This window comes from Aeromonas sp. 30P, assembly GCF_051919805.1.
GTDB classification, from domain to species: Bacteria; Pseudomonadota; Gammaproteobacteria; order Enterobacterales; family Aeromonadaceae; genus Aeromonas; species Aeromonas veronii.
Window position 1 is genome coordinate 144,089 of sequence record NZ_JBQBEA010000001.1, and the last position, 21,339, is coordinate 165,427.

The window sequence follows — 21,339 nt, forward strand, 5'->3', positions numbered from 1 at the left end:
TTGATTTTATTTTTATTGAAAATCATATAGTTAGATTCTGGCATGGCCATTGCTATCTGTGGTTTCATACGGCCTCTATTTTTGTGGTTTCGAACAGGGCCTGTCAGGTGGCTTATCAATAAATAAAAAGGAGAACAGTTATGCGGTGGATGATTGGCGTCTTGGTGGCGTTGGTGATGGGAGGTTGCAACGTCTTTGCCGACACCGAGATCAAGGGGGAAGGTGTCCCGGTCGAGCGCCAGCAGGCGCTGGGCGAGCGGGTGACCCGGGTGCTGGCGGGAACTCCAGCTACACTCCATCTGGTGGCGGGGGAGCAGCGCGGGATCCTGATCAAGGGGCAGGCAAATCTCTTGCCGTATCTGGAGCTGACCGAGCGCGGCAGCAAGCTGGAGATCGAGGTGAAGGATGGTTACCGACTGCGGCCTACCGAACCGCTGGAGATCACCATCACCCTGCCAGAGCTCAGTGAAATGGCGCTGGCAGGTACCGGCAACGGCGATCTGAGTGGCTTCAAGGGTGAGGCGCTGGAGCTGTCAGTGGCGGGAACCGGTGGTATCGTCGCCAGCCAGCTGGAGGTACAGCGATTGAAAGGCAATATCGCTGGTGCAGGTAGCCTGGATCTGGGGAGCGGCTCTGCCACTAGCATCGAGCTGAACATTGCCGGTGCTGGCGATGTGCTGGGCAGCGAAATGCGTGGCAACGAGGTCGAGGTCAATATCGCCGGCAGCGGTGATGTGGAGGTGCGGGCCCAGAAAACGCTCAAGATCGGCATCGCAGGCACTGGCAACATCACCTACTGGGGTGACCCCGAGGTGGAGCAGCAGATCGTGGGCTCCGGCGGAGTGACCCGCGCCGGTAGCTGATATCAACCGATCACCACAACTGAAACAGGCCCGCAACGGGCCTGTTTTGATCAGAGGTGGCGGGCGTGAAAGCGCAGGTGCGCCTCGATAAAGCTCGCCACGAAGTAGTAGCTGTGGTCATAGCCCTCGTGGCGGTTGAGCTCCAGCGGCCACCCCTTGCTGGCGGCCACCTCTGCCAGCGCATCGATATGCAGCTGCTCGGCGAGGAAGGGATCATCCAGCCCCACATCCACCAAGGTTGGTAGCGGCGTGACCGGCTGGTGGCGCAGCAGTTGGCAGGCATCCCACTCCTGCCACAGCAGAGGATTGCTGCCGAGATAGGCGCCGAGCGCCTTCTGGCCCCAAGGGCTGCGGCTCGGGTGACAGATCGGGCTGAACGCCGAGACCGAGCGGTAGCGACCCGGCTCCCGCAGCGCGGCGATCAGCGCACCATGACCGCCCATGGAGTGGCCGCTGATGGCGCGGCGGGTCGAGACCGGGAAGTGGGTCTCTATCAAGTCAGGCAGTTCGCGGGTGACGTAGTCATACATCTGGTAGTGCGCCTGCCAGGGGCTCTGGCTGGCATTGACGTAAAAGCCTGCGCCCATGCCGAGGTCATAACCGGGATCGTCCGCTACGCCGTCGCCGCGGGGGCTGGTGTCCGGCGCCACCAGGGCGATGCCGAGCTCGGCGGCGATGCGCTGGGCACCCGCCTTCTGCATAAAGTTCTCATCGGTGCAGGTGAGGCCGCTGAGCCAGTAGAGCACCGGTACCTTCTGGCCGGTGAGGGCCTGAGGCGGCAGATAGATGGCAAAATTTATCTCGCAGCCCAGCACGCTGGCGCTGTGGCGATAGCGCTTGTGCCAGCCTCCGAAGCTCTTGTTGCTGCTGATAATCTCCAGATTCATCGAAGGACTCCTGTACCCCGCCCACGATGGCGGGCGGGGCGATCATGCTCAGTAGTGGATGACGGTGCGGATGCTCTTGCCTTCATGCATCAGATCGAATGCCTCGTTGATCTGCTCCAGCGGCATGGTGTGGGTGATGAAGTCATCGAGGCGGAACTCGCCCTGCATGTAGCGCTGCACATAGCTCGGCAGTTCGCTGCGACCGCGTACCCCGCCGAAGGCGCTGCCGCGCCAGACCCGACCGGTCACCAGTTGGAACGGACGGGTGCTGATCTCCTGACCTGCTCCGGCGACGCCGATAATGACCGACTCGCCCCAGCCCTTGTGGCAGCACTCCAGCGCCGCACGCATCACCTTGACGTTGCCGATGCACTCGAAGGAGAAGTCGACGCCGCCATCGGTCAGCTCGACGATCACCTCCTGAATCGGTTTGTCGTAATCGTTCGGGTTGATGCAGTCGGTGGCGCCCAGCTTGCGGGCCAGTTCGAACTTGCTCTCGTTGATGTCGATGGCGATGATGCGACCGGCCTTGGCCAGACGGGCGCCGATCACTGCCGAGAGGCCGATGCCACCCAGCCCGAAGATGGCGACACTCTCACCCTCTTTCACCTTGGCGGTGTTCATCACTGCGCCGATGCCGGTGGTGACGCCGCAGCCGAGCAGGCAGACCTCTTCCAGCGGGGCGGCCGGGTCTACCTTGGCGATGGAGATCTCCGGCAGTACCGTGTATTCGCTGAAGGTGGAGGTGCCCATGTAGTGATAGATGGGCTGGCCATCTTTCGAGAAGCGGGTGGTGCCGTCCGGCATCAGCCCCTTGCCCTGAGTGGCGCGGATCTTCTGGCATAGGTTGGTCTTGCCGGATTTGCAGAACTTGCACTCGCCGCACTCGGGGGTGTAGAGCGGGATCACGTGATCGCCCATCTTGACGCTGGTGACGCCTTCGCCGACGGATTCGACGATGCCGCCCCCCTCGTGGCCGAGGATGCAGGGGAAGACCCCTTCCGGATCTTCACCGGAGAGGGTGAAGGCATCGGTGTGACAGACGCCGGTCGCGACGATGCGCACCCGCACCTCGCCCGCTTGCGGCGGCATGACTTCTACTTCTTCGATGGAGAGGGGCTGACCCGGGCCCCAGGCGATGGCGGCTTTACACTTGATGCTTTGAACCTGTGCCATGAATGACATCCTTCTTGTTGAGCAGGGTGAACAGAGATGAGTTCGGGCATTCAGTGTAGTTTCCCGCCGATTTGGTGATAATGAGGGCAAATATCAAATCACTTTTACACACAGGTAATAATGTTCGGCTGGGAAGGGATCTGTGAATTTGTCAGCGTGGCGGAGCAGGGGGGCTTTACCCCGGCTGCGCGCAAGCTGGGAGTGTCGGTGGCGCAAGTCAGCCGTCAGGTGGCACAGCTGGAGGATCGGCTGCAGGCCAAGTTGCTGCTGCGCACCACCCGTCAGGTGCGGCTCACCGAGCTTGGCGAGATCTACTATCGCCACTGCCGTCAGCTGCTGGACAACCTCTACGAGGCTGAGCTGGCGGTGGGGCGCCATCAGGCGGTGCCGCAAGGGTCGCTGCGCATTACGGCCCCCGTCTCCTACGGCGAGAGCCGCATCGCCCCGCTGGTGAACGACTTCATGGTGCGTTTCCCCCAGCTGGAGGTGACCCTCAACCTCACCAACCAGCTGCTGGACCTGGTGCACGAAGGCTACGATCTGGCGCTGCGGCTCGGCCATCTCAAGGATTCGACGCTGGTGGCGCGCAAGCTGGCGCAGCGGGTGCCCTATGTCTGCGCCTCACCGGCCTATACCGCCCGCCACGGCATACCCAACAGCCTCTCCGAGCTGACCCGCCACACCTGTCTGGTGGGCAACAGCGATGAGTGGCACTTCACTCTGGATGGCCGTCCCCACAGCGTGCGGGTGCGCGGCCTGTTGCAGTGCAACAGCGGCCACGCCCTGCTGGATGCGGCGCTCAAGGGGATCGGCATCATCCAGCTGCCGGACTACTACGTGAGCGACCATCTGGCCCGAGGCGAGCTGATCGAGTTGCTGCCTGAACTGCGGGCCCCGGCTGAGGGGATCTGGGCTCTCTATCCCCATAACCGCCACCTCTCCCCCAAGGTGCGGCTGCTGGTGGACTACCTCGCCGAGCGGCTGAGCGACCCTCACCAACCGACGCTGGTGATGCCGATAGGCTAGGGTGCTCCCCAGCCGTTGACTCACCGGCGGCGGGCGACAGATGCGATGGCCTGAAAATAAAAGAGCCCTTGAGGAATCAAGGGCTCTTTTGCAGGCAACAACCGGATAGTCAGCGACTCATCACTCGATGTTTTGAATTTGCTCGCGCATCTGCTCGATAAGGACTTTCAGCTCGACTGCGGACTGGGTCACTTCGGCGTTGATGGACTTGGAGCCCAAGGTGTTCGACTCGCGGTTGAACTCCTGCATCATGAAGTCGAGACGACGACCGCAGGCGCCACCCTTTTTCATGATCTTGTTGGTTTCGCTGATGTGCATCTCCAGACGATCCAGCTCTTCGGCCACGTCGATCTTCTGGGCCAGCAACACGATCTCCTGCTCGATGCGGGCCGGGTCCAGCTCCACCTTGGCTTCGGCCAGACGGTCGGTGAGCTTCTGGCGCTGCCACTCGATGATCTGCGGCAGGTGGACGCGCACCTTCTTCACTTCCACCTGAATACCGGCCAGACGCTGTTCGATCAGCACCTTGAGGTTGGCCCCTTCGCTGGCGCGGGAGGCGAGGAAATCTTCCATGGTCTGGTCAAAGCCGCCGAGCAGCTCGGTGGCGACCGCGTCCATGTCCTGCTCGGCGGCAGCCATGACACCCGGCCAGCGCAGTACATCGACCGGATTGAGCTGGCCCTGACCCGCCTCTTTCATTACCCAGCTGGCGCTGTCGATGATGAGCTTGGCCAGCTCTTCATTGATATGGAGCTGGCTGGCAGCGGCCTGAGCGGCCTCGAAGCGCAGGTTGCACTCCACCTTGCCGCGCTGCAATTTGGCGCGGAAACGCTCACGCAGAACCGGTTCCAGGCTGCGCAGTTGTTCCGGCAGGCGAATGTAGGTCTCCAGATAACGCTGGTTGACCGAACGAATTTCCCAAACGGCTGTGCCCCAGTCGCCCTTGAATTCCTTGCGGGCGTAGGCGGTCATGCTGTGAATCATTGATTGTTCCGGGCTTGATGAAGTGTGCGGCCAGTATACTCAGCCCGGCCCTGCTCGTCAGCCGATGCCGTGGTTTTAGCGGCTGATATTTGGGGCGGGATCACTTATAATCCCCCGCCAATTTGAGCCAGCCCAGAGGTCCGTTCCATGTCACGTCCAAGCGATCGCAGTGCCGCGCAACTTCGCCCGGTTACCATTACCCGCAATTTCACCAAACATGCAGAAGGCTCAGTGCTGGTGGAGTTCGGTAACACTCGCGTGCTCTGCACCGCCAGCGTTGACACCAGCGTGCCGCGCTTCCTGAAAGGGAAGAACCAGGGCTGGGTGACTGCCGAATACGGCATGCTGCCGCGCTCCACTCACTCCCGGATGAACCGCGAAGCGGCCTCCGGCAAGCAGAGTGGCCGTACTCTGGAGATCTCCCGTTTGATCGCCCGCTCCCTGCGCGCGGCGGTAGACCTGACTGCGCTGGGCGAGCACTCCATCACAGTTGACTGTGACGTGCTGCAAGCCGATGGCGGCACTCGCACCGCTTCCATTACCGGTGCCTGCGTGGCGCTGGTGGATGCGCTGAACTGGATGGTCGAGAAGGGGATGATCAAGCAAAGCCCGCTCAAGCAGATGATCGCCGCCGTCTCCGTCGGCATGTATCAGGGCGAAGCCATCTGCGATCTGGAGTACATCGAAGACTCCGCCGCCGAGACCGACATGAACGTGGTGATGACCGAAGATGGTCGCATCATCGAGGTGCAGGGCACCGCGGAGGCCGAGCCCTTCACCCACGAAGAGCTGCTGGAGATGCTGGCGCTCGCTAAGGGCGGCATCGCCGACATCATTGCGCTGCAGAAGCAGTCGCTCTCCTGATTTTAAAAACGCGGCATTGACCGCGTTTTTTTATACCCCCACACAAGACAACGACAAGCCAAGCAAGGAGCCAGAATGAAAGCCTACCAGCGTCAATTTATCGAGTTCGCCCTGGAAAAACAGGTCCTCAAATTCGGTGAATTTACCCTGAAATCCGGTCGTAAAAGCCCCTACTTCTTCAACGCCGGTCTGTTCAACAGCGGCCGCGATCTGGCCCGTCTCGGCCGCTTCTATGCCGCCGCCCTGATGGATGCCGGTATCGAGTTCGATGTGCTGTTTGGCCCGGCCTACAAGGGGATCCCCATCGCCTCCGCCACCGCCGTGCAGCTGGTGGAGCAGCACGATGTGGACGTGCCCTGGTGCTTCAACCGCAAGGAGGCCAAGGATCACGGCGAGGGCGGCAATCTGGTAGGCAGCCCGCTCAAGGGGCGCGTCATGCTGGTGGACGACGTCATCACCGCCGGCACCGCTATCCGCGAATCCATGGATCTGATCCAGGCCAACGGCGCCTCGCTGGCGGGCGTGCTGATCGCGCTGGACCGTCAGGAGAAGGGCAAGGGCGAGCTCTCCGCCATTCAGGAGGTGGAGCGTGACTACGGCGCCCACATCATCGCCATCATCCAGATGAGCGACCTGATCGCTTATTTGGAAGAAAAGCTGGAAGAGAAGCAGGCCGAACAGCCGGAGCTGGCAGCGCAACTGGCGGCCATGAAGGCTTACCGCGCCCAGTACGGTATCTGAGCTTCGCTCACACCGCGCAATAGCTGAATGCGGCGCCCGTTTGTTCTCTGGCAGCAAACGAGCGCCGTTTTTTCATCTGCAAAAAGTGGATCATGTGGCTTGAGCTTGCCCTTACAGTAAAGGTTAGGGTTTGCCAGTCGGCGTTTTGTTGTGCCGACGGGTTCCGGGGAGGAACAACATGACCACTCATCTTCAATCACCCATTCATCTGCAGTTGCCGCTCAGCGGCATGAGCTGCGCCAACTGCGCAGGCCGCATCGCGACCAGCCTCAACAAACTCGACGGGGTATCGGCCACCGTCAACTTCGCGCTGGAGCAGGCGGCCATCGAGCTGGCCAGCCCCGACCGTCTGCCTGCGGTGCTCGACAGCATCAAGAGTCAGGGTTACGACTACGGCAGCGAGACCTTTTTGTTCCAAATTACCGGCATGACTTGTGCCGGTTGTTCGGCTCGGTTGAACAAGATGCTGGCCGCGCTGCCCGGCGTCATCTCGGCCGAGGTCAACTTCTCCATCGAACAGGCCCGGATCGTGCTGGTCCCCGGGATGCAGACGCCCGCCGCTTTGCGCGAGCAGATCGAAGCGCTCGGCTTTGGCGCCCAGCTGGCACAAGGCTCGGCCAGCGGCCGCCGCCAGCAGTTGCTGGAGCGGGAAGCGCAGGAGGCCGCCACAGCCCGTCAGGCTCAAACCCGGGTCATCGTCTCGGCTTTGCTGACGTTGCCGCTGCTGGTGGGGATGCTGGCCATGGCCGGACTGTTCCCCTGGCATCTACCCGCCTGGCTGGAGCTGCTGCTCGCCACCCCGGTGCAGTTCTGGGTAGGCAGACGCTTCTATCGCGGCGCCTGGCTTGCTCTCAAGAATCGCGCAGCCAATATGGATGTGCTGGTGGCCACCGGCACCAGTGCGGCCTACTTCTACAGCCTCTATCTGCTGCTGACGTTGGGGATGGCCGCCAGCGGCAAGCTCTATTTCGAGGCGAGCGCCATCATCATTACCCTGATTTCGTTGGGAAAACTGCTGGAGGCGAGAGCCCGCCGCAGCACCCAGTCCGCCATTCGCGAACTGATGGCGCTGCGGCCGGAAACCGCCACCGTCTGGCGTGGCGAGAGCTGGCTGAGTGTCGCCGTCGACGAAGTGTTACGCGGCGATCGGCTGCGGGTGCTGGTGGGTGAGCGGGTGCCGGTGGATGGCAGAATCGTGAGCGGCGCCAGCGAGCTGGATGAGTCTATCCTCACCGGCGAGAGCCTGCCGGTGCCGCGCGGCGAGGGCGACAAGGTGCTGGGCGGCGCCATCAACCGCTCCGGCGTGCTGGAAATTGAAGCCACTACGGTGGGGGAGGATTCCAGCCTCAGCAAGATCATTGCGCTGGTGGAGAGTGCCCAGATGGGCAAGGCACCGCTGCAACAGCTGGTGGACAAGGTCTCCGCCATCTTCGTACCTGTGGTGATGGCCATCGCCCTGTTCACTCTGCTGGTGTGGTACGCCATCAGCAACGACTTCGGTCAGGCCCTGCTGGCAGCGGTGGCGGTGCTGGTGATCGCTTGCCCCTGTGCGCTGGGGCTGGCCACACCGGCGGCCATCGTCACCGGTACCGGCGTGGCGGCGCGCCACGGCATTCTGATCAAGGATGTGGATACCCTGCAGAAGGCCCACGCCATCAAGGCGCTGATCTTCGACAAGACCGGCACGCTCACTCAAGGCAAGCCTGTGCTGGCCAGCTGGAGCGGCAATGGCGAGCAGTTGCATCTGGCCGCCGCCCTGCAGCAGGCGAGCGAACACCCGCTGGCGCTGGCCATGCGCGAGGCGGTCGGCAGCGGGGTGGCGCTGCCTCAGCCGGAGGCGGTCGAGGTGCGGGTCGGTGCCGGCATAGTCGGTCAGGTGGCGGGCCACAGTGTCGCCATCGGCAATGGTTCCCTGCTGGCCCAGCTCGGCATTGAACCGCCGCAACAGGATGAACAAGCCGCCGATGGCGCGACCCGGGTTTGGGTCACCATCGACGGCACGGTGGCTGGTATCGCCGCACTGGCCGATACCCTGCGCCCCGAGAGCCCGGAAGCCATCGCCACCCTGCGCCAGCGCGGTATCGCCAGCTGGCTGGTGAGTGGCGATGCACCGGCGCCGGTGGCCCATATCGCCGCCAAGCTGGGGCTGGACGGGGCCTTTGACTCCGTGCTGCCAGCGGGCAAGGTGGAGAAAGTGGAGGCGCTGCGGGCGCAAACCCGCGGGCTGGTGGCCATGGTGGGGGATGGAGTGAACGATGCCCCGGCGCTGGCGGCGGCGGACGTCGGTATCGCCATGGGCTCCGGCTCCGACGTGGCGATGGAGACCGCTTCCATCACCCTTATGCGCTCTGATCCGCGGCTGGTGGCCGATGCCATCGATATCTCGGCGGCCACCTGGCGCACCATACAGCAGAATCTGTTCTGGGCCTTCGTGTTCAATATCATCGGTATTCCGCTGGCGGCACTGGGCTACCTCAGCCCCGAGTTAGCGGGGGCGGCCATGGCCCTGAGCAGCATTACCGTTTTGAGCAATTCCCTGTTATTGAAACGCTGGCAGCCCAGGGCGGCGCACGGGCCAGCATCCAACCCGATCAGTAAGGAGGCATAAATGAACATCAGCAAGGTTGCCAAGGCCACGGGGCTGACCGCCAAGACCATCCGTTATTACGAGAGCATTGGCCTCATCACAGCCCCGGTACGCAGTGACAACGGTTATCGCAGTTACACCGAGGGGGCGCTGCGTGAGCTGCGTTTCGTCAAACGGGCGCGGGAGACCGGCTTCAATCTGGAGGAGTGTCAGGAGCTGCTGGCGCTCTATCGGGACGAACACAGAACCAGCGCCCAGGTGAAGAAGCTGGCGCAGGAGAAGATCGTCGATCTGCGCGCTCGCATCGCCGGGCTGCAGGCCATGCTTACCTCCCTGGAAGGGTTGGTCTGCTGCTGCCACGGGGATGAAAATCCCGAGTGCCCGATCCTCGACGAATTGGAGAAGGGGTGAGCAAGGACTCACCTGCCAGCGCAGAAGAAATCGTTATTGATTGATTAACTTCTTAATAAGCGGCGCTTTATTGTTGCGGGTCAGGGGGTAATGGTAGACTGCTCGGCTCTTGTACAGGAGTACTCAGTTGACCCAGAGTGTGACACGCCAGGTTAAGCAGGCCATCATGGCCCAGCTCTATACCCATGCATCGTTCAGTCTCCCCTGTTTGGGCGTGTTGGCATTTGGCTGGAGTCTGCTGTTTCACGACTATCTACCCGCCATTGAAGCGCTCGGTTGGCTGGCAGGCACTTTCCTGTGGCTGCTGGGTCGGGGCTGGCACCTGCGCTGGCGTCGAGCCCGCCTGCACCAGACACCGCTGCCAGTGCTGGAGCGGGAGCTCTTTATCGGAGCCACCATCACCTCCATCATCTGGGCTCTCGGGGTGCTGCTCTACATGGACAAGTTGCCCGATACCTACCGGGCCGCCATGATGATGCTCTCCAGCCTCATTCTTACCGGCAGCGCCATCATGCTGTTTGGCAGCCGCCGCACCCTCTATGGTTCCGCCCTGCCGCTGGGCATGGCGATGCTGTTCGAGCTGGGCAATGGCAACGAGCAGGAACGAATCGTCTCCTGCATGCTGGCGGGATATCTGTTTGTCTTTCTGCCGACCCTGCTGCGCCGGATGCGGCGGGATCAGATCGCCTCGCTCCACCACCGTTTCTCCAACGCCGAGCTGGTGGCCGAGCTGAAGGCGGTCTCCGAGCATTTGCGTCTCACCTCCCGCCTCGACGGCCTGACCGGCATCGCCAACCGCGCCCATCTCGACGACTCTCTGGAGCGCGCCTGGCGCCGTTGCCATCGTGCCCGGGCGCCGCTGTCGCTGGTGCTGGTAGATGTGGATTACTTCAAGCAGTTCAACGATCTCTACGGTCACCAGCTGGGGGATGACTGTTTGCAACAGGTGGCTGGCTTGCTGGCCGAGGTGGAGCGGCGCGAGGACGATCTGGCGGCCCAGTACGGGGGCGAAGAGTTCGCCTTGCTGCTGCCCTGCACCGGCATGCAGGGGGCGTTGCAGGTGGCGGACAATGTGCGGCAGGCGCTCAAGGAGCTGGCCATCCCGCACCAGAAGTCACTGGTCTCCGGTCGGGTCACATGTAGTTTTGGTGTTGCGACACTGATACCGGACAACAGCATGAAAATCGCCGATTTGATCCAAAAAGCGGATGCGGCACTCTATCAGGCCAAGCATAATGGGCGGGATCGAATCGAAGTAGCCTTGATGGGTAAGGTTGCCTGAATTTAACGTGACAGATTAAAGAGGTTGTCTATGCAATGTCATCGTATCGAAGAGCTGCTGGAGTTGTTGCAGCCTGCCTGGATCAAGGAACAGGATCTCAGCCTGGTGCAGTTTGTTGCCAAACTGGCCCAAGAAGCGGGATTTGAAGGGCCTCTGTCCGAGCTGACCGACGACATGCTGATCTATCACCTCAAGATGCGGGAATCCGACAAGCAGGCGATGATCCCCGGTCTGGCCAAGGATCATGTGCCCGATTTCAAAGAGGCACTGCTCAAGGCTCGCGGAATCAAGTGAATCTTTAGTGGAAGCGCATCACCTCGTGGTGATGCGCTTTTTTGTTGCCGAAAATTGCGATCCAATCCCAATATTAGATACATCTAATCCACACAATTAGCATGCTGTTTAAGATATAATCCGCTCCATAACAAATAAGGGAGCGATGTCTTGCAATGGCCGACCACGATAAAATCGATATCAAGGACGTCACCGACAAGGGCGTAACCGGGACCTTCAACCCCAATACGTTCAAAGCCAGCGACGACAGATTCAACCCGGGCAACCGCATCTATGTGCGGGCCCAGAAAGGGTATTGGCAGCGGATGCGCAAGGCCATGGGCTGGTTCTTTGTGGCGCTGTTTGTGCTGCTGCCCTGGCTGCGTTACGACGGGCGACAGGCGGTGCTGTTCGACCTCGGTCACCAGCAGTTCCATATCTTTGGCGCCACCATCTGGCCGCAGGATCTGACCCTGCTCGCCTGGCTCTTCATGATTGCCGCCTTCGGACTCTTCTTTATTACCACTTTCCTCGGTCGGGTCTGGTGTGGCTATCTCTGCCCGCAGACGGTCTGGACCTTCATGTTCATCTGGTTTGAAGAGAAGCTGGAAGGGCCCGCCAACAAGCGGCGCAAGCTGGACGAGGCGCCCTGGAGCGGCGAGAAGCTGGCCCGCAAGGGAGCCAAGCATCTGGCCTGGCTGGCGATCTCACTGGTGACCGGCCTGACCTTCGTCGCCTACTTCCAGGATGTAACTGAACTGGTGCCGGACCTCTTCACCCTGCAGGCCAGCGGATGGGTGCTGTTTTGGGTGATCTTCTTCACCATCATTACCTACGGCAACGCTGGCTGGATGCGTGCCATCATGTGTATCCACATGTGCCCCTATGCCCGCTTCCAGTCCGCCATGTTCGACAAGGACACCTTCATCGTCGGCTATGACACCAAGCGTGGCGAGACCCGTGGCGCCCGCTCCCGCAAGGCAGATCCCAAGGCGATGGGGCTGGGCGACTGTATCGACTGCGATCTTTGCGTGCAGGTCTGCCCGACCGGTATCGATATCCGCGACGGCCTGCAGTACGAGTGCATCAACTGCGGCGCCTGTGTTGATGCCTGCGACCAGACCATGGAGCGGATGGGCTACCCGAAAGGGCTCATCAGTTACACCACAGAGCACAAGCTGGCTAACGACTCCACCCATGTGGCGCGGCCCAAGCTGATAGGTTACGGCTTGGTGATGGCAGTGATGCTGGGGGTCTTTGTCTACAACGCCATGTCCATCATGCCGATGGGGCTCGATATCCTGCGGGATCGCAACCAGCTGTTCCGCGAAAACAGCGAGGGGCTGATCGAGAATACCTACACCCTCAAGATCCTCAACAAGACCCTGCAGTCCCAGACCTACCAGCTGGATGTGGAGGGCTTGCCCGAGTATCAGTGGTTCGGCCCCCGTGAAGTGACCCTGAAGGCGGGTGAGATCTACACCCTGCCGGTCAGTCTGGCGGTCGATCCCTACAACCTGAAACGGCCGGCGCTGGATATCCAGTTCGTGCTGAAACGGGAGGGGGCGGCGCCCGATGACAGCAAGGGCAACCTGCGCCAGGGCAGCAAGTTTATCAGCCGGTTATAACTGCGTGTGGCTGCGGGCCGGGCATGACACCAGTCCGGTCACCAGCGAGCACGGTAATGCCGGGCAGTGGTGATAGAATGGGGCGCAACGGCGCCCCTTTCTTATGGTGGATGACATGCGTTTCAACTATTCCGACCTCAATCCCGACCTCATCATGGATGCGCTCGATCTCAGTGGCCTGCGGCTCGACTCCGGCCTTATCGAGCTCAACAGTTACGAAAACCGGGTCTATCAGTTTCAGGATGAGGATCGTCGCCGCTATGTGGTGAAGTTCTACCGTCCCGGCCGCTGGAGCCGGGCCCAGATCCTCGAGGAGCACGAGTTTGCCACCCGCCTCGCGGAGGCTGAGATCCCGGTCGCCGCGCCGCTCGCCTTCGCAGGCGAGACCCTGTTGGAGCATGAGGGCTACCCCTTTGCCATCTGGCAGAGCGTCGGTGGCCGCCAGTTCGAGGTGGATAACCTCGATCAGCTGGAGTGGGTGGGGCGTTTCCTCGGCCGCATTCATCAGATTGGCGCCAGCAAGCCGTTCCACCATCGGGTACGGCTCGATGTGGAGAGCATGCTGCACGAACCGCGTCAGCTGCTGGCGTCTGGCGAATGGCTGCCAAGCGGGCTGGCGAAGCAATTCTTCGGGGTGCTCGATGAGCTGATCAAGCATGTCAGCGACGCCATGACCCTGGATGTGGCGCAGATCTCCCTGCATGGCGACTGCCACCCGGGCAACATCCTCTGGCGCGATGGCCCCATGTTTGTCGACCTCGATGATTGCCGCACCGGTCCCGCGATTCAGGATCTCTGGATGATGCTCAGCGGCGAGCGCCACGAGCAGCAGATCCAGCTCGACACCCTGCTGGCGGGCTACGAGGAGTTTATGGAGTTCGACTCTCGGGAGTTGGCGCTGATCGAGCCGCTGCGGGCGATGCGCATCGTTCACTACATGGCGTGGCTGGCACGGCGCTGGGAAGATCCCGCCTTCCCCCGTCACTTCCCCTGGTTCAATACCGATCACTACTGGCGTCAACAGATAGCGACACTGCACGATCAGCTGGAGGCACTCAAGGCGCCACCGTTGAGCCTGATGCCAAACTGGTGAAATAGAAGGGATCTTGCGCGGCCAGTGGGACTCGATCTCCGGCCCTGACCATTGACGTCAGCATGGCGAAACAATAGGCTTGGCACTGCTTCGGTTCGCCGGGCGTGCCTCACAGTGATCCCTTAACAGGAAACATCATGAAAAAAGTTCTATTTTTCCTTGCTGCCATGCTGATGATCCCCATGGTTCACGCCGCCCCCGAGTTCAAGGAAGGCGTCAACTACGATGTGGTCAAACAGACTGGCAGTGCCCAGCCGGAAGTGATGGAGTTTTTCTCCTACTACTGCCCGCACTGCGCTACCTTCGAACCGATCGTTGAACAGTTGAAGGCCGGGTTGCCAGAGGGTGTGCCCCTCAAGAAGAACCCGGTTGCTTTCCTCGGTCGCGAGATGGGCCCCGAGATGCAGCGTGCCTACGCCGTTGCAAGTCTGCTCAATGCCGAAGCCAAGCTGACTCCGGCCATCTTCACCAAGATCCACACCCAACGTCAGCCGCCGATGAGCCGTGACGATGTGAAGAAGATCTTCGTGGACAACGGCGTACCGGCTGAAGAGTTCGACGGTGCCGTCGACAGCTTCGCCGTCTCCGGCATGGTCTCCCAGTTCGATCGCAACACCGAGAGCTACAACATTCGCGGTGTACCGGCCTTCTTGGTGAACGGCAAGTACATGGTGAAGATTGAATCCATAACCTCTCAAGAGCAGTTCAACAAGCTGGTGCAGTTCCTGCTGGCCAAGAAAGACTGATACCCCTTGAGTCGATAAAAAGCCCGCCGGTGTGAACCGGCGGGCTTTTTGTTTTCTGGTGCTCGGAAAGATCAGACCCCGACGTGGAACGCCTGTTTGAGGTTGCGGATAAACTCCGCATCCCGGCAGAGGGTCTTGCCCGGGCTGTCGGAGATCTTGGCAACCGGGCCGCCATTGCACTCGATCAGCTTGAAGACGATGTTCATCGGGCTGACACCGGGCAGATCGCAGGTGAGCTTGGTGCCGATGCCGAAGCTGGTATTGATGCGGCCACGGAAGTGGCGGAACAGCTGCACCGCCTTGTCGAGGTTGAGCCCGTCGGAGAAGACCAGGGTCTTGTCGGTGGGGTCGATGCCGAGGCGCTGATAGTGGCTGATCGCCTTCTCGCCCCACACCACGGGATCGCCGGAGTCGTGGCGCAAGCCCTGATAGCTGCTGGCCAGCTCGAAGTCGAAGTCCCGCAGGAAGGCATCCATGGTGATGCAGTCGGTCAGGGCGATGCCGAGATGGTCGGTGAACTCGTCCAGCCAGCTGGTGAGGGCGGCGCGCTGGCTGTGCTCCAGCGGGAAGCCGAGCTGCTGGTGCGCCTGGAACCACTCATGGGCCTGGGTGCCGACCGCGGGCAGCTTGTACTTCTGGGCCAGCATGTAGTTGCTGGTGCCGCGAAACGCCGGCAGCCGCTCCTTGAGGCGACCCACTACCGCATCCTGTACCGCGTGAGAGAAGCGGCGGCGGGTGCCGAAGTCGATGAGGTTGAACTCGCTCATCTCGTCGCTGCTCAGCTCCTTCTCCAGCTTGTCGATCTTCTGATCGAGCCGCTCCAGCGCATGGCTGACGCCGAACTGGGGATAGCGGAAGCGGTTGCGCATCTCGCTGATGATGGCGAGCACCGGGATCTCCCACAGGATCACATCCTGCCAGGGGCCCTCGACCCGCACATTGATGCGGCCATCCTGCTCGAACACTTTAAGCAGCGAGGCGTCGAGCGGCTTGCGGCGCAGGTGGTCGAGGTAGTCAGGAGTGAAGAAGGGACGCTCGGCCAGAAAATCGAGCTCTGGCTTGGTCAGTCGCAGGGAACCGGCGAGGCGCAGTTGCTCCTCGATCTGCCCCATCATGGGCAGCAGATCCTCTTCATTGCGGCTGTGAAACTCGGCCACCACCTCGGCATCCGGATAGCGATGGAACACCGCCTGCTGCATATGCAGCTTGTAGGCGTCGGTGTCGAGCAGGCTGGTGAGGATTGGGGGCATATCAGGCTCCTCGCAGACTGGTGAGCACGATGGCGCTCCCCTGCCGCATATGTAACGTGCAGGCATCGGTGTCGAGCAGGCTGGTAAGAATCGGTGGCATATCAGGCGTCCAGCAGGCGTTGTACATCGATCAGGGTCTGGGCCAGTTCGGCGCCAGCCTCAATCATCTGGGTGTGGGCGCTGGCAACCGTCGCGGGGGCGATGCCACGGCAGGCATCGAGATGGACGATCACCCGGAAACCGGCGCGGCGAAGTTGCAGCACGCTGGTTTTGACACAGTAGTCGGTGGCGAGGCCGCCGACCAGCACGGTATCGACCTGGCGGGCTTGCAGGAATTCGATGAGTCCGGTGCTGCGCCGTTCAGCCAGGTCGTGGAAGCAGGTGCCGTAGGGATGCAGATCAGGCTCGACCCCCTTCCAGACGAAGAAGTCATAGTCGATGGGAGCGGGCAGGCCGTCGAGCAGCTCGAAGCCCTTGCTACCCGGTACACAGTGCACCGGCCAGGTGAGGTCTGCGTTGGGCAGATCCAGCGGCAACAGCATGCCTGCGGGGTCAGAGACGGCCCAGTCGGCATTGGCGGGGTGAGAGTCCTTGCTGCCGATCCGCAGCGTGGCGAGGGTGGCCTGAGCGTTGAGCGCAGCCACAATATCATCACCGCCCGCGACGGGCAGTTCGTTCGGGCAGAGGGGGGTAAAGCCCTTCTGCGCATCAATATCCAGGCTGGCGACGGTTCCCATGATTGGCTCCTGCACATACTATTCGTGTGATATTATCTACCAAACATTAATGGAAGGCGAGCAGGGCGATCGGCATGCTGAGAATGAGTCTGGATATGGTGGTGCTGCGGTTGCATGAGGAGCGGCTCGAGCTGCTGCTCGAGACCCGCGATCGCCCCCCCTTTGCCCACTGCTGGCAACTGCCTGCGCTGCGCATCGACGAGACCCGGGATCGGGATCTGGATGCCGCCCAGCGCCGTCTGCTGGCGGAATGGGGGCTCGGTCACTGCTACAGCGAGCAGGTCTGCACCCTCGGCAATCTGGAGCGGGATCCCCGCGGCTGGTCCACGACCCTGGTCTATCTCTGTCTGGTGGATCCGGAAGTGGAAGCGATCCACGGCTGCTGGCATCCGCTCGCCAACCTGCCGGGGCTGAGCCTCGCCTTCGACCATGTCCAGCTTATCGCCAAGGGGCTGGAGCGGCTGCGGATCAAGAGCCGCTACAGCACCCTGCCGCTGCAACTGCTGGGGCCCGAGTTCACCCTATCCGAGGTGCAGCGCGCCTTCGAAATCATCCTGCAAACACCCATGAATACGGCGGCATTTCGCAAGCGGATCCATCGCGCCGACATTCTGGTGGATACCGGCCGCAAGCGCACCGGCAAACAGCGCCCCGCCATTCTCTATCGGCTGGAGAGCCCCTGCTGCGTGATGTTCGATCAGGTGATGCATGGAGCGGAAGCATGAGTGAGACCGGCGTGCACAAGGTGCTGGTGAGTGCCTGCTTGCTTGGTCAGCCGGTGCGTTACGACGGTCAGAGCAAGGGGATTGTCAGCGACTGGCTGAGTGAGCTGGGTGCCGAGGGGCGGGTGCTGGCCTTCTGCCCCGAAGTGGCTGGCGGTTTGCCGACCCCACGCCCCCCTGCCGAGCGACAGGGCGAGCTGGTAGTGACGGCGAGCGGGCTGGATGTGACTGAAGAGTTTGATCGCGGCGCCGAGCTGGCGCTGGAAATCTGTCAGACGCAGGGCATTCGCTTCGCCCTGCTGAAAGAGGGGAGCCCCTCATGTGGCAGCGGCCGTATCTATAACGGCCGCTTTGAAGGGGTTTCTGTGGCGGGCGAGGGCAAGACTACCGCCCTGCTACGCCGCCACGGTATTGCCGTTTTTTCCGAAGATCAGTTGGCCGAGTTGGCCTCGGCACTCTCTTTGGATTCATCCCCGGATTTGGCGGCAACCGGCAGCGGCACCTGACCGCTCTGCCACCCCTCCAGCACCTCGTCCTTCTCCTGCCAGCGCTGGTTTAGCCACTCCTGAAAACCGCGCTTGAACTGCTTGTCGTTGAAGTAATCTCCTATCAGCTGTTCATTCACCGGCAGCTCCTCAATCCGCACCTGAATGCGTTTTACCCGTCCCATCAGGAAGTCCTTGAACGGGGTCTCGGCGTTGTCCGGATAGCGGATGGTGACGTTGATCAGGCTGTCGAACTGCTCGCCCATGGCTGCCAGCGTAAAGGCCAGCCCCGCCGCCTTGGGCGGCATCAGATGGCGGTAGCGGGAGCGTGATGCGTCCCGTTTCTGCTCGGTGAAGCGGGTCCCTTCCACGAAGTTGATGACGGTAGTGGGGATATCGCGAAACTTCTCGCAGGCATTGCGGGTGGTCTCGATATCCTTGCCGCGCAGGTGCGGGTTCTTCAGCAAAAACTCCCGTGAGTAGCGACGCATAAAGGGCATATCGAGCCCCCAGCAGGCGAGCCCCAGCAGCGGGATGTAGATGAGCTCGTGCTTCATGAAGAACTTGGGCACCGGCAGCCGGTCGCGGAACAGGTGGCCGAGCACCACGATATCGGTCCAGCTCATATGGTTGCTGATGATGAGATACCAGCCATCCTTGCGCAGCTTGGTATTGTCCTCCACCTGCCAGTCAATGCGGGTGGTGAGGCGGATCACCAGCGCATTGCAGGCCAGCCACAGTCTCATGAAGCGGTTGTTGAGCCGGCTGCAGGCGCGGCTAAAGGCCGGGATCGGCAGCAACAGTTTGGCCAGCGACACCAGCAGGATCAGGCTGGCGCACAAGGCGGTGAAAAGGATGGTCAGGCCCGCGCTGATGATCAGCACCAGCGGGCCGGGAAGCAGGGATAGCATGAATGTTTACTGCGCCTTGGTTGCCAGCAGTTGGCTCAGGGTCTGGTCCTTTTCGTGCCAGATCCCGTTCAACCACTGTTGAAACTCTTGTTGGAACTCGGGGTCATTGAAGTAATCCCCCACCAGCTTGCGGTCGATCGGCAAATAGCGGACCTGAACCTTGATTTGCCCGACCCGGCCACACATGAAGTCCCAGTAGCTGGGAATGCCGTCCGGATAGGCGATGGTGACATCCACCAGTTGATGCAACTGGTCACCCATGGCTGCCAAGGTAAAGGCGATGCCGCCTGCTTTCGGGTGGAGCAGGTGACGATAGGGCGAACCCTGCTTCTGATGTTTGCCCTTGGTGAAGCGGGTGCCTTCGACGAAGTTCATCACACTCACCGGAATGTGGCGGAACCTGGCACAGGCTTTACGGGTTGTTTCTATGTCTTTTCCCTTCAGATGGGGATGCTTTTCCAGAAATTTCCTGGAATATCGCCGCATGAAGGGGAAGTCGAGCGCCCACCATGCCAGACCGAGAAAAGGTACCCAAATCAGCTCTTTCTTGAGGAAAAACTTCAGGAAGGGGATTTTTTGGTTAAAAACCCGCTGCAGTACCAGTATGTCGACCCAGGATTGATGGTTGGCAATCACCATATACCACTCATTCCGGCGCCCTTTGTCCACTCCGACCACCTCGAAAGGGGTTTTGATGATGGTTTTCTGGATCAGATTGTTGAAACCGATCCAGCAGCTGGCACAGCCATCCAGCAGCCAGTTGCAGAGGGTGCGCCACCCCTTGAGGGGGAGCAGGAGCTTGAGCAGACCCAGCGAGAAGATGGGGACAAACCAGAAGAGGGTGTTGAAAAAATAGAGCAGGGTGGAGAGGCTGCCGCGCAGTCGCTCTGTCAGCTTGTTGGGCATGAGTCGGGTCCGTCTTGCTGTCGATGAAGGGCCATCAAGTGGTCAGATCTGTGGCCATAATATCAGCCGATTGCCCGTGAGACCATTCAGAGCCTTTACGGGGTTGGACTCACCCTTTCCCTTCTGTCAGCTGCTGCGCAGTCGCGACAGCAGCCTGTCCATGGCGCGATAACCGAGCGCCTCGATAAGATGCTCCTTGCCGATGGCGGGTTGCCCTGCTAGATCGGCGATGGTGCGTGACACCCGCAGGATGCGATGCCAGGCTCGGATGCTGAGCCCCAGCTTCTGGATGGCACTCTCCAAAAATTCGGCATCTTGTGGTGATAGTCGGCAAATATCCTCAATCTCGCTGCTATCCAGCAGGTTGTTGAGCTTGCCGTTGCGACTCAGCATGCGCTCCCGTGCCGCCAGTACCCGATCGCGGATCTGCTGGCTAGACTCCCCCCGCTCTGCCTTGCCGGTCAGGCTCCCCTTGGGCAGCAGTGGCACCTCCACCGTCAGGTCGAAGCGGTCGAGAAAGGGGCCGGAGAGCTTGCCGAGGTAGCGCAAGATCTGATCCGGGCTGGAGCGGGTCTGGCCGTCACCATAGTGGCCGCAGGGGCTGGGATTCATGGCGCCGACCAGCTGGAAGCGGGCGGGAAAATCCACCTGACGGGCGGCCCGGCTGATGGTGATATGGCCCGTCTCCAGTGGCTCGCGCAAGGAGTCGAGCACTTTGCGCTCGAATTCGGGCAGCTCGTCGAGAAACAGCACCCCGTTGTGGGCCAACGAAATTTCGCCGGGCCGCGGGTGGCTGCCACCGCCGACCAGCGCCACTGCTGAGGCGCTGTGGTGGGGTGTGCGATAGGGTCTGTGGTGCCAGTGACCGGCGCGCGGGGTGAGGCCGCCGATGGAGTGGATGGCGGCGGTCTGCTGCGCCTCCTGCTCGCTGAGCGGTGGCAGAATGCCGGGCAAGCGGCTGGCCAGCATGCTCTTGCCGGTGCCGGGCGGGCCGATGAACAGCAGGTTGTGGCTGCCAGCAGCGGCGATCTCCAGCGCCCGCTTGGCCTGAGACTGGCCGATCACATCCTGCAGATCCGGTACATCGGGCAGGCTCTCCGCGCTTTGGGGATCCGGCAGCGGCAGCTCGTATTGGCCTGCCAGCCAAGCGGTGACGGCCAGCAGTTGGTGGGCGGTGCGCACCTCGGCATCCTGAATGAGAGAGGCTTCCGGGCCGTTCTCTCGCGGTACCAGCAGGGTGCGCCCCGCATCCCGGCAGGCGAGCACGGCGGGCAGCACCCCGAGCACAGGGCGGATCTCTCCGGTCAGGGCCAATTCCCCTAAAAATTCATGATCGAGCAGATATTTTGCAGGTATCTGCTTGGAAGCGGCGAGAATGCCGATGGCGATAGCCAGATCGAAGCGGCCTCCCTCCTTGGGCAGATCGGCGGGGGCCAGATTGACCGTGATGTGTTTGCTCGGGAACTCGAAATTGCCGTTGAGCAGGGCGCTGCGCACCCGATCCCGCGACTCCTTCACCGAGGTTTCCGGCAGGCCGACCATGTTGAAGGCGGGCAGGCCGTTGGAGAGGTGAACTTCCACCGTAACTTGCGGGGCCGCGATCCCGAGGCTGGCACGGCTATAAACCACAGCTAATGACATAAATCCCGTCCTTGAGTTGATATATGTTCTGACTAACTGCTTGTTGTTGGTTTTTTATTCCAGAGTTCCGGTTGAGGAATAGCCAAAATCAGTGGGTTGTCACAGAAAAAAGGCTTGCCCAATAAA

21 protein-coding genes are annotated in these 21,339 nt (G+C 61.3%); 13 read left to right on the forward strand and 8 right to left on the reverse strand.

Annotated elements, in window-relative coordinates:
- Window positions 1-140 precede the first annotated feature (140 nt).
- Window positions 141-863 (forward strand): head GIN domain-containing protein, encoded by a 723-nt coding sequence (locus ACTG2B_RS00665; protein WP_041209455.1) that lies wholly within the window; start codon window positions 141-143, stop codon window positions 861-863.
- 50 nt (window positions 864-913) lie between these two features.
- Here the strand turns inward: ACTG2B_RS00665 and fghA are convergent, their stop codons facing one another.
- A complete protein-coding gene (gene fghA / locus ACTG2B_RS00670) occupies window positions 914-1,750 on the reverse strand; it encodes an S-formylglutathione hydrolase (RefSeq protein ID WP_439995025.1) in 837 nt (278 codons plus the stop codon).
- A gap of 48 nt (window positions 1,751-1,798) precedes the next feature.
- A complete protein-coding gene (locus ACTG2B_RS00675; protein WP_439995026.1) occupies window positions 1,799-2,926 on the reverse strand; it encodes an S-(hydroxymethyl)glutathione dehydrogenase/class III alcohol dehydrogenase in 1,128 nt (375 codons plus the stop codon).
- Between the two features lie 120 nt (window positions 2,927-3,046).
- Between ACTG2B_RS00675 and ACTG2B_RS00680 the strand changes: the two genes are divergently transcribed.
- Entirely contained in the window at window positions 3,047-3,952 is a 906-nt protein-coding gene (locus tag ACTG2B_RS00680) for a LysR substrate-binding domain-containing protein (RefSeq protein WP_439995027.1), read from the forward strand.
- A gap of 120 nt (window positions 3,953-4,072) precedes the next feature.
- Here the strand turns inward: ACTG2B_RS00680 and ACTG2B_RS00685 are convergent, their stop codons facing one another.
- Complete coding sequence (locus ACTG2B_RS00685) at window positions 4,073-4,936, reverse strand: YicC/YloC family endoribonuclease (protein ID WP_139460233.1); 864 nt, start codon at window positions 4,934-4,936, stop codon at window positions 4,073-4,075.
- 147 nt (window positions 4,937-5,083) lie between these two features.
- Here ACTG2B_RS00685 and rph point away from each other — a divergent pair, with 147 nt between their 5' ends.
- The 9 genes from rph (at window position 5,084) to ACTG2B_RS00730 (ending at window position 14,561) form a co-directional block, all read left to right on the forward strand.
- Window positions 5,084-5,800: a ribonuclease PH gene (gene rph, locus ACTG2B_RS00690; protein ID WP_005339589.1), complete on the forward strand. Its 717-nt coding sequence runs from the start codon at window positions 5,084-5,086 to the stop codon at window positions 5,798-5,800.
- Between the two features lie 75 nt (window positions 5,801-5,875).
- Window positions 5,876-6,541 (forward strand): orotate phosphoribosyltransferase, encoded by a 666-nt coding sequence (gene pyrE, locus ACTG2B_RS00695; protein WP_421286503.1) that lies wholly within the window; start codon window positions 5,876-5,878, stop codon window positions 6,539-6,541.
- 178 nt (window positions 6,542-6,719) lie between these two features.
- Window positions 6,720-9,149 (forward strand): heavy metal translocating P-type ATPase, encoded by a 2,430-nt coding sequence (locus tag ACTG2B_RS00700; protein WP_439995028.1) that lies wholly within the window; start codon window positions 6,720-6,722, stop codon window positions 9,147-9,149.
- Window positions 9,150-9,539, forward strand: coding sequence for a Cu(I)-responsive transcriptional regulator (cueR, locus tag ACTG2B_RS00705; protein WP_005356117.1), 390 nt, complete (start codon window positions 9,150-9,152; stop codon window positions 9,537-9,539).
- Between the two features lie 127 nt (window positions 9,540-9,666).
- Window positions 9,667-10,821: a diguanylate cyclase domain-containing protein gene (locus tag ACTG2B_RS00710; protein ID WP_439995029.1), complete on the forward strand. Its 1,155-nt coding sequence runs from the start codon at window positions 9,667-9,669 to the stop codon at window positions 10,819-10,821.
- Between the two features lie 30 nt (window positions 10,822-10,851).
- Window positions 10,852-11,115, forward strand: coding sequence for a YihD family protein (locus ACTG2B_RS00715; protein ID WP_005339598.1), 264 nt, complete (start codon window positions 10,852-10,854; stop codon window positions 11,113-11,115).
- A gap of 155 nt (window positions 11,116-11,270) precedes the next feature.
- Window positions 11,271-12,722 carry a cytochrome c oxidase accessory protein CcoG gene (gene ccoG, locus ACTG2B_RS00720; protein WP_005357450.1) on the forward strand — a complete coding sequence of 484 codons (1,452 nt, stop codon included), beginning with the start codon at window positions 11,271-11,273 and terminating at the stop codon, window positions 12,720-12,722.
- A 103-nt stretch (window positions 12,723-12,825) separates the two neighbouring features.
- On the forward strand, window positions 12,826-13,815 hold the full coding sequence (locus ACTG2B_RS00725; protein WP_040095068.1) for a serine/threonine protein kinase: 990 nt from the start codon (window positions 12,826-12,828) through the stop codon (window positions 13,813-13,815).
- Window positions 13,816-13,952: 137 nt separating this feature from the next.
- On the forward strand, window positions 13,953-14,561 hold the full coding sequence (locus tag ACTG2B_RS00730) for a thiol:disulfide interchange protein DsbA/DsbL (protein ID WP_005339604.1): 609 nt from the start codon (window positions 13,953-13,955) through the stop codon (window positions 14,559-14,561).
- A gap of 71 nt (window positions 14,562-14,632) precedes the next feature.
- Here ACTG2B_RS00730 and pncB read toward each other — a convergent pair whose 3' ends face one another.
- Window positions 14,633-15,811 (reverse strand): nicotinate phosphoribosyltransferase, encoded by a 1,179-nt coding sequence (pncB, locus tag ACTG2B_RS00735; RefSeq protein WP_005339605.1) that lies wholly within the window; start codon window positions 15,809-15,811, stop codon window positions 14,633-14,635.
- Between the two features lie 101 nt (window positions 15,812-15,912).
- A complete protein-coding gene (locus tag ACTG2B_RS00740) occupies window positions 15,913-16,548 on the reverse strand; it encodes a nicotinamidase (RefSeq protein WP_005356142.1) in 636 nt (211 codons plus the stop codon).
- Window positions 16,549-16,622: 74 nt separating this feature from the next.
- Between ACTG2B_RS00740 and ACTG2B_RS00745 the strand changes: the two genes are divergently transcribed.
- Window positions 16,623-17,273 (forward strand): NUDIX hydrolase, encoded by a 651-nt coding sequence (locus ACTG2B_RS00745; protein WP_005339607.1) that lies wholly within the window; start codon window positions 16,623-16,625, stop codon window positions 17,271-17,273.
- Window positions 17,270-17,776, forward strand: coding sequence for a DUF523 domain-containing protein (locus ACTG2B_RS00750; RefSeq protein ID WP_129504936.1), 507 nt, complete (start codon window positions 17,270-17,272; stop codon window positions 17,774-17,776). The genes ACTG2B_RS00745 and ACTG2B_RS00750 overlap by 4 nt, the downstream gene beginning before the upstream one ends.
- On the opposite strand, the gene ACTG2B_RS00755 is transcribed toward ACTG2B_RS00750, so the two are convergent.
- The 3 genes from ACTG2B_RS00755 to ACTG2B_RS00765 form a co-directional block, all read right to left on the reverse strand.
- Window positions 17,701-18,666 carry an acyltransferase gene (locus ACTG2B_RS00755; RefSeq protein ID WP_439995030.1) on the reverse strand — a complete coding sequence of 322 codons (966 nt, stop codon included), beginning with the start codon at window positions 18,664-18,666 and terminating at the stop codon, window positions 17,701-17,703. The two genes, ACTG2B_RS00750 and ACTG2B_RS00755, sit on opposite strands and share 76 nt — an antisense overlap.
- A gap of 6 nt (window positions 18,667-18,672) precedes the next feature.
- The gene (locus ACTG2B_RS00760; RefSeq protein ID WP_005339610.1) at window positions 18,673-19,572 is read right to left on the reverse strand and encodes an acyltransferase; all 900 of its coding nucleotides are present in this window, start codon (window positions 19,570-19,572) and stop codon (window positions 18,673-18,675) included.
- Window positions 19,573-19,698: 126 nt separating this feature from the next.
- Window positions 19,699-21,213, reverse strand: a complete 1,515-nt coding sequence (locus tag ACTG2B_RS00765) for a YifB family Mg chelatase-like AAA ATPase (protein ID WP_439995031.1) — start codon at window positions 21,211-21,213, stop codon at window positions 19,699-19,701.
- Window positions 21,214-21,339: the final 126 nt, after the last annotated feature.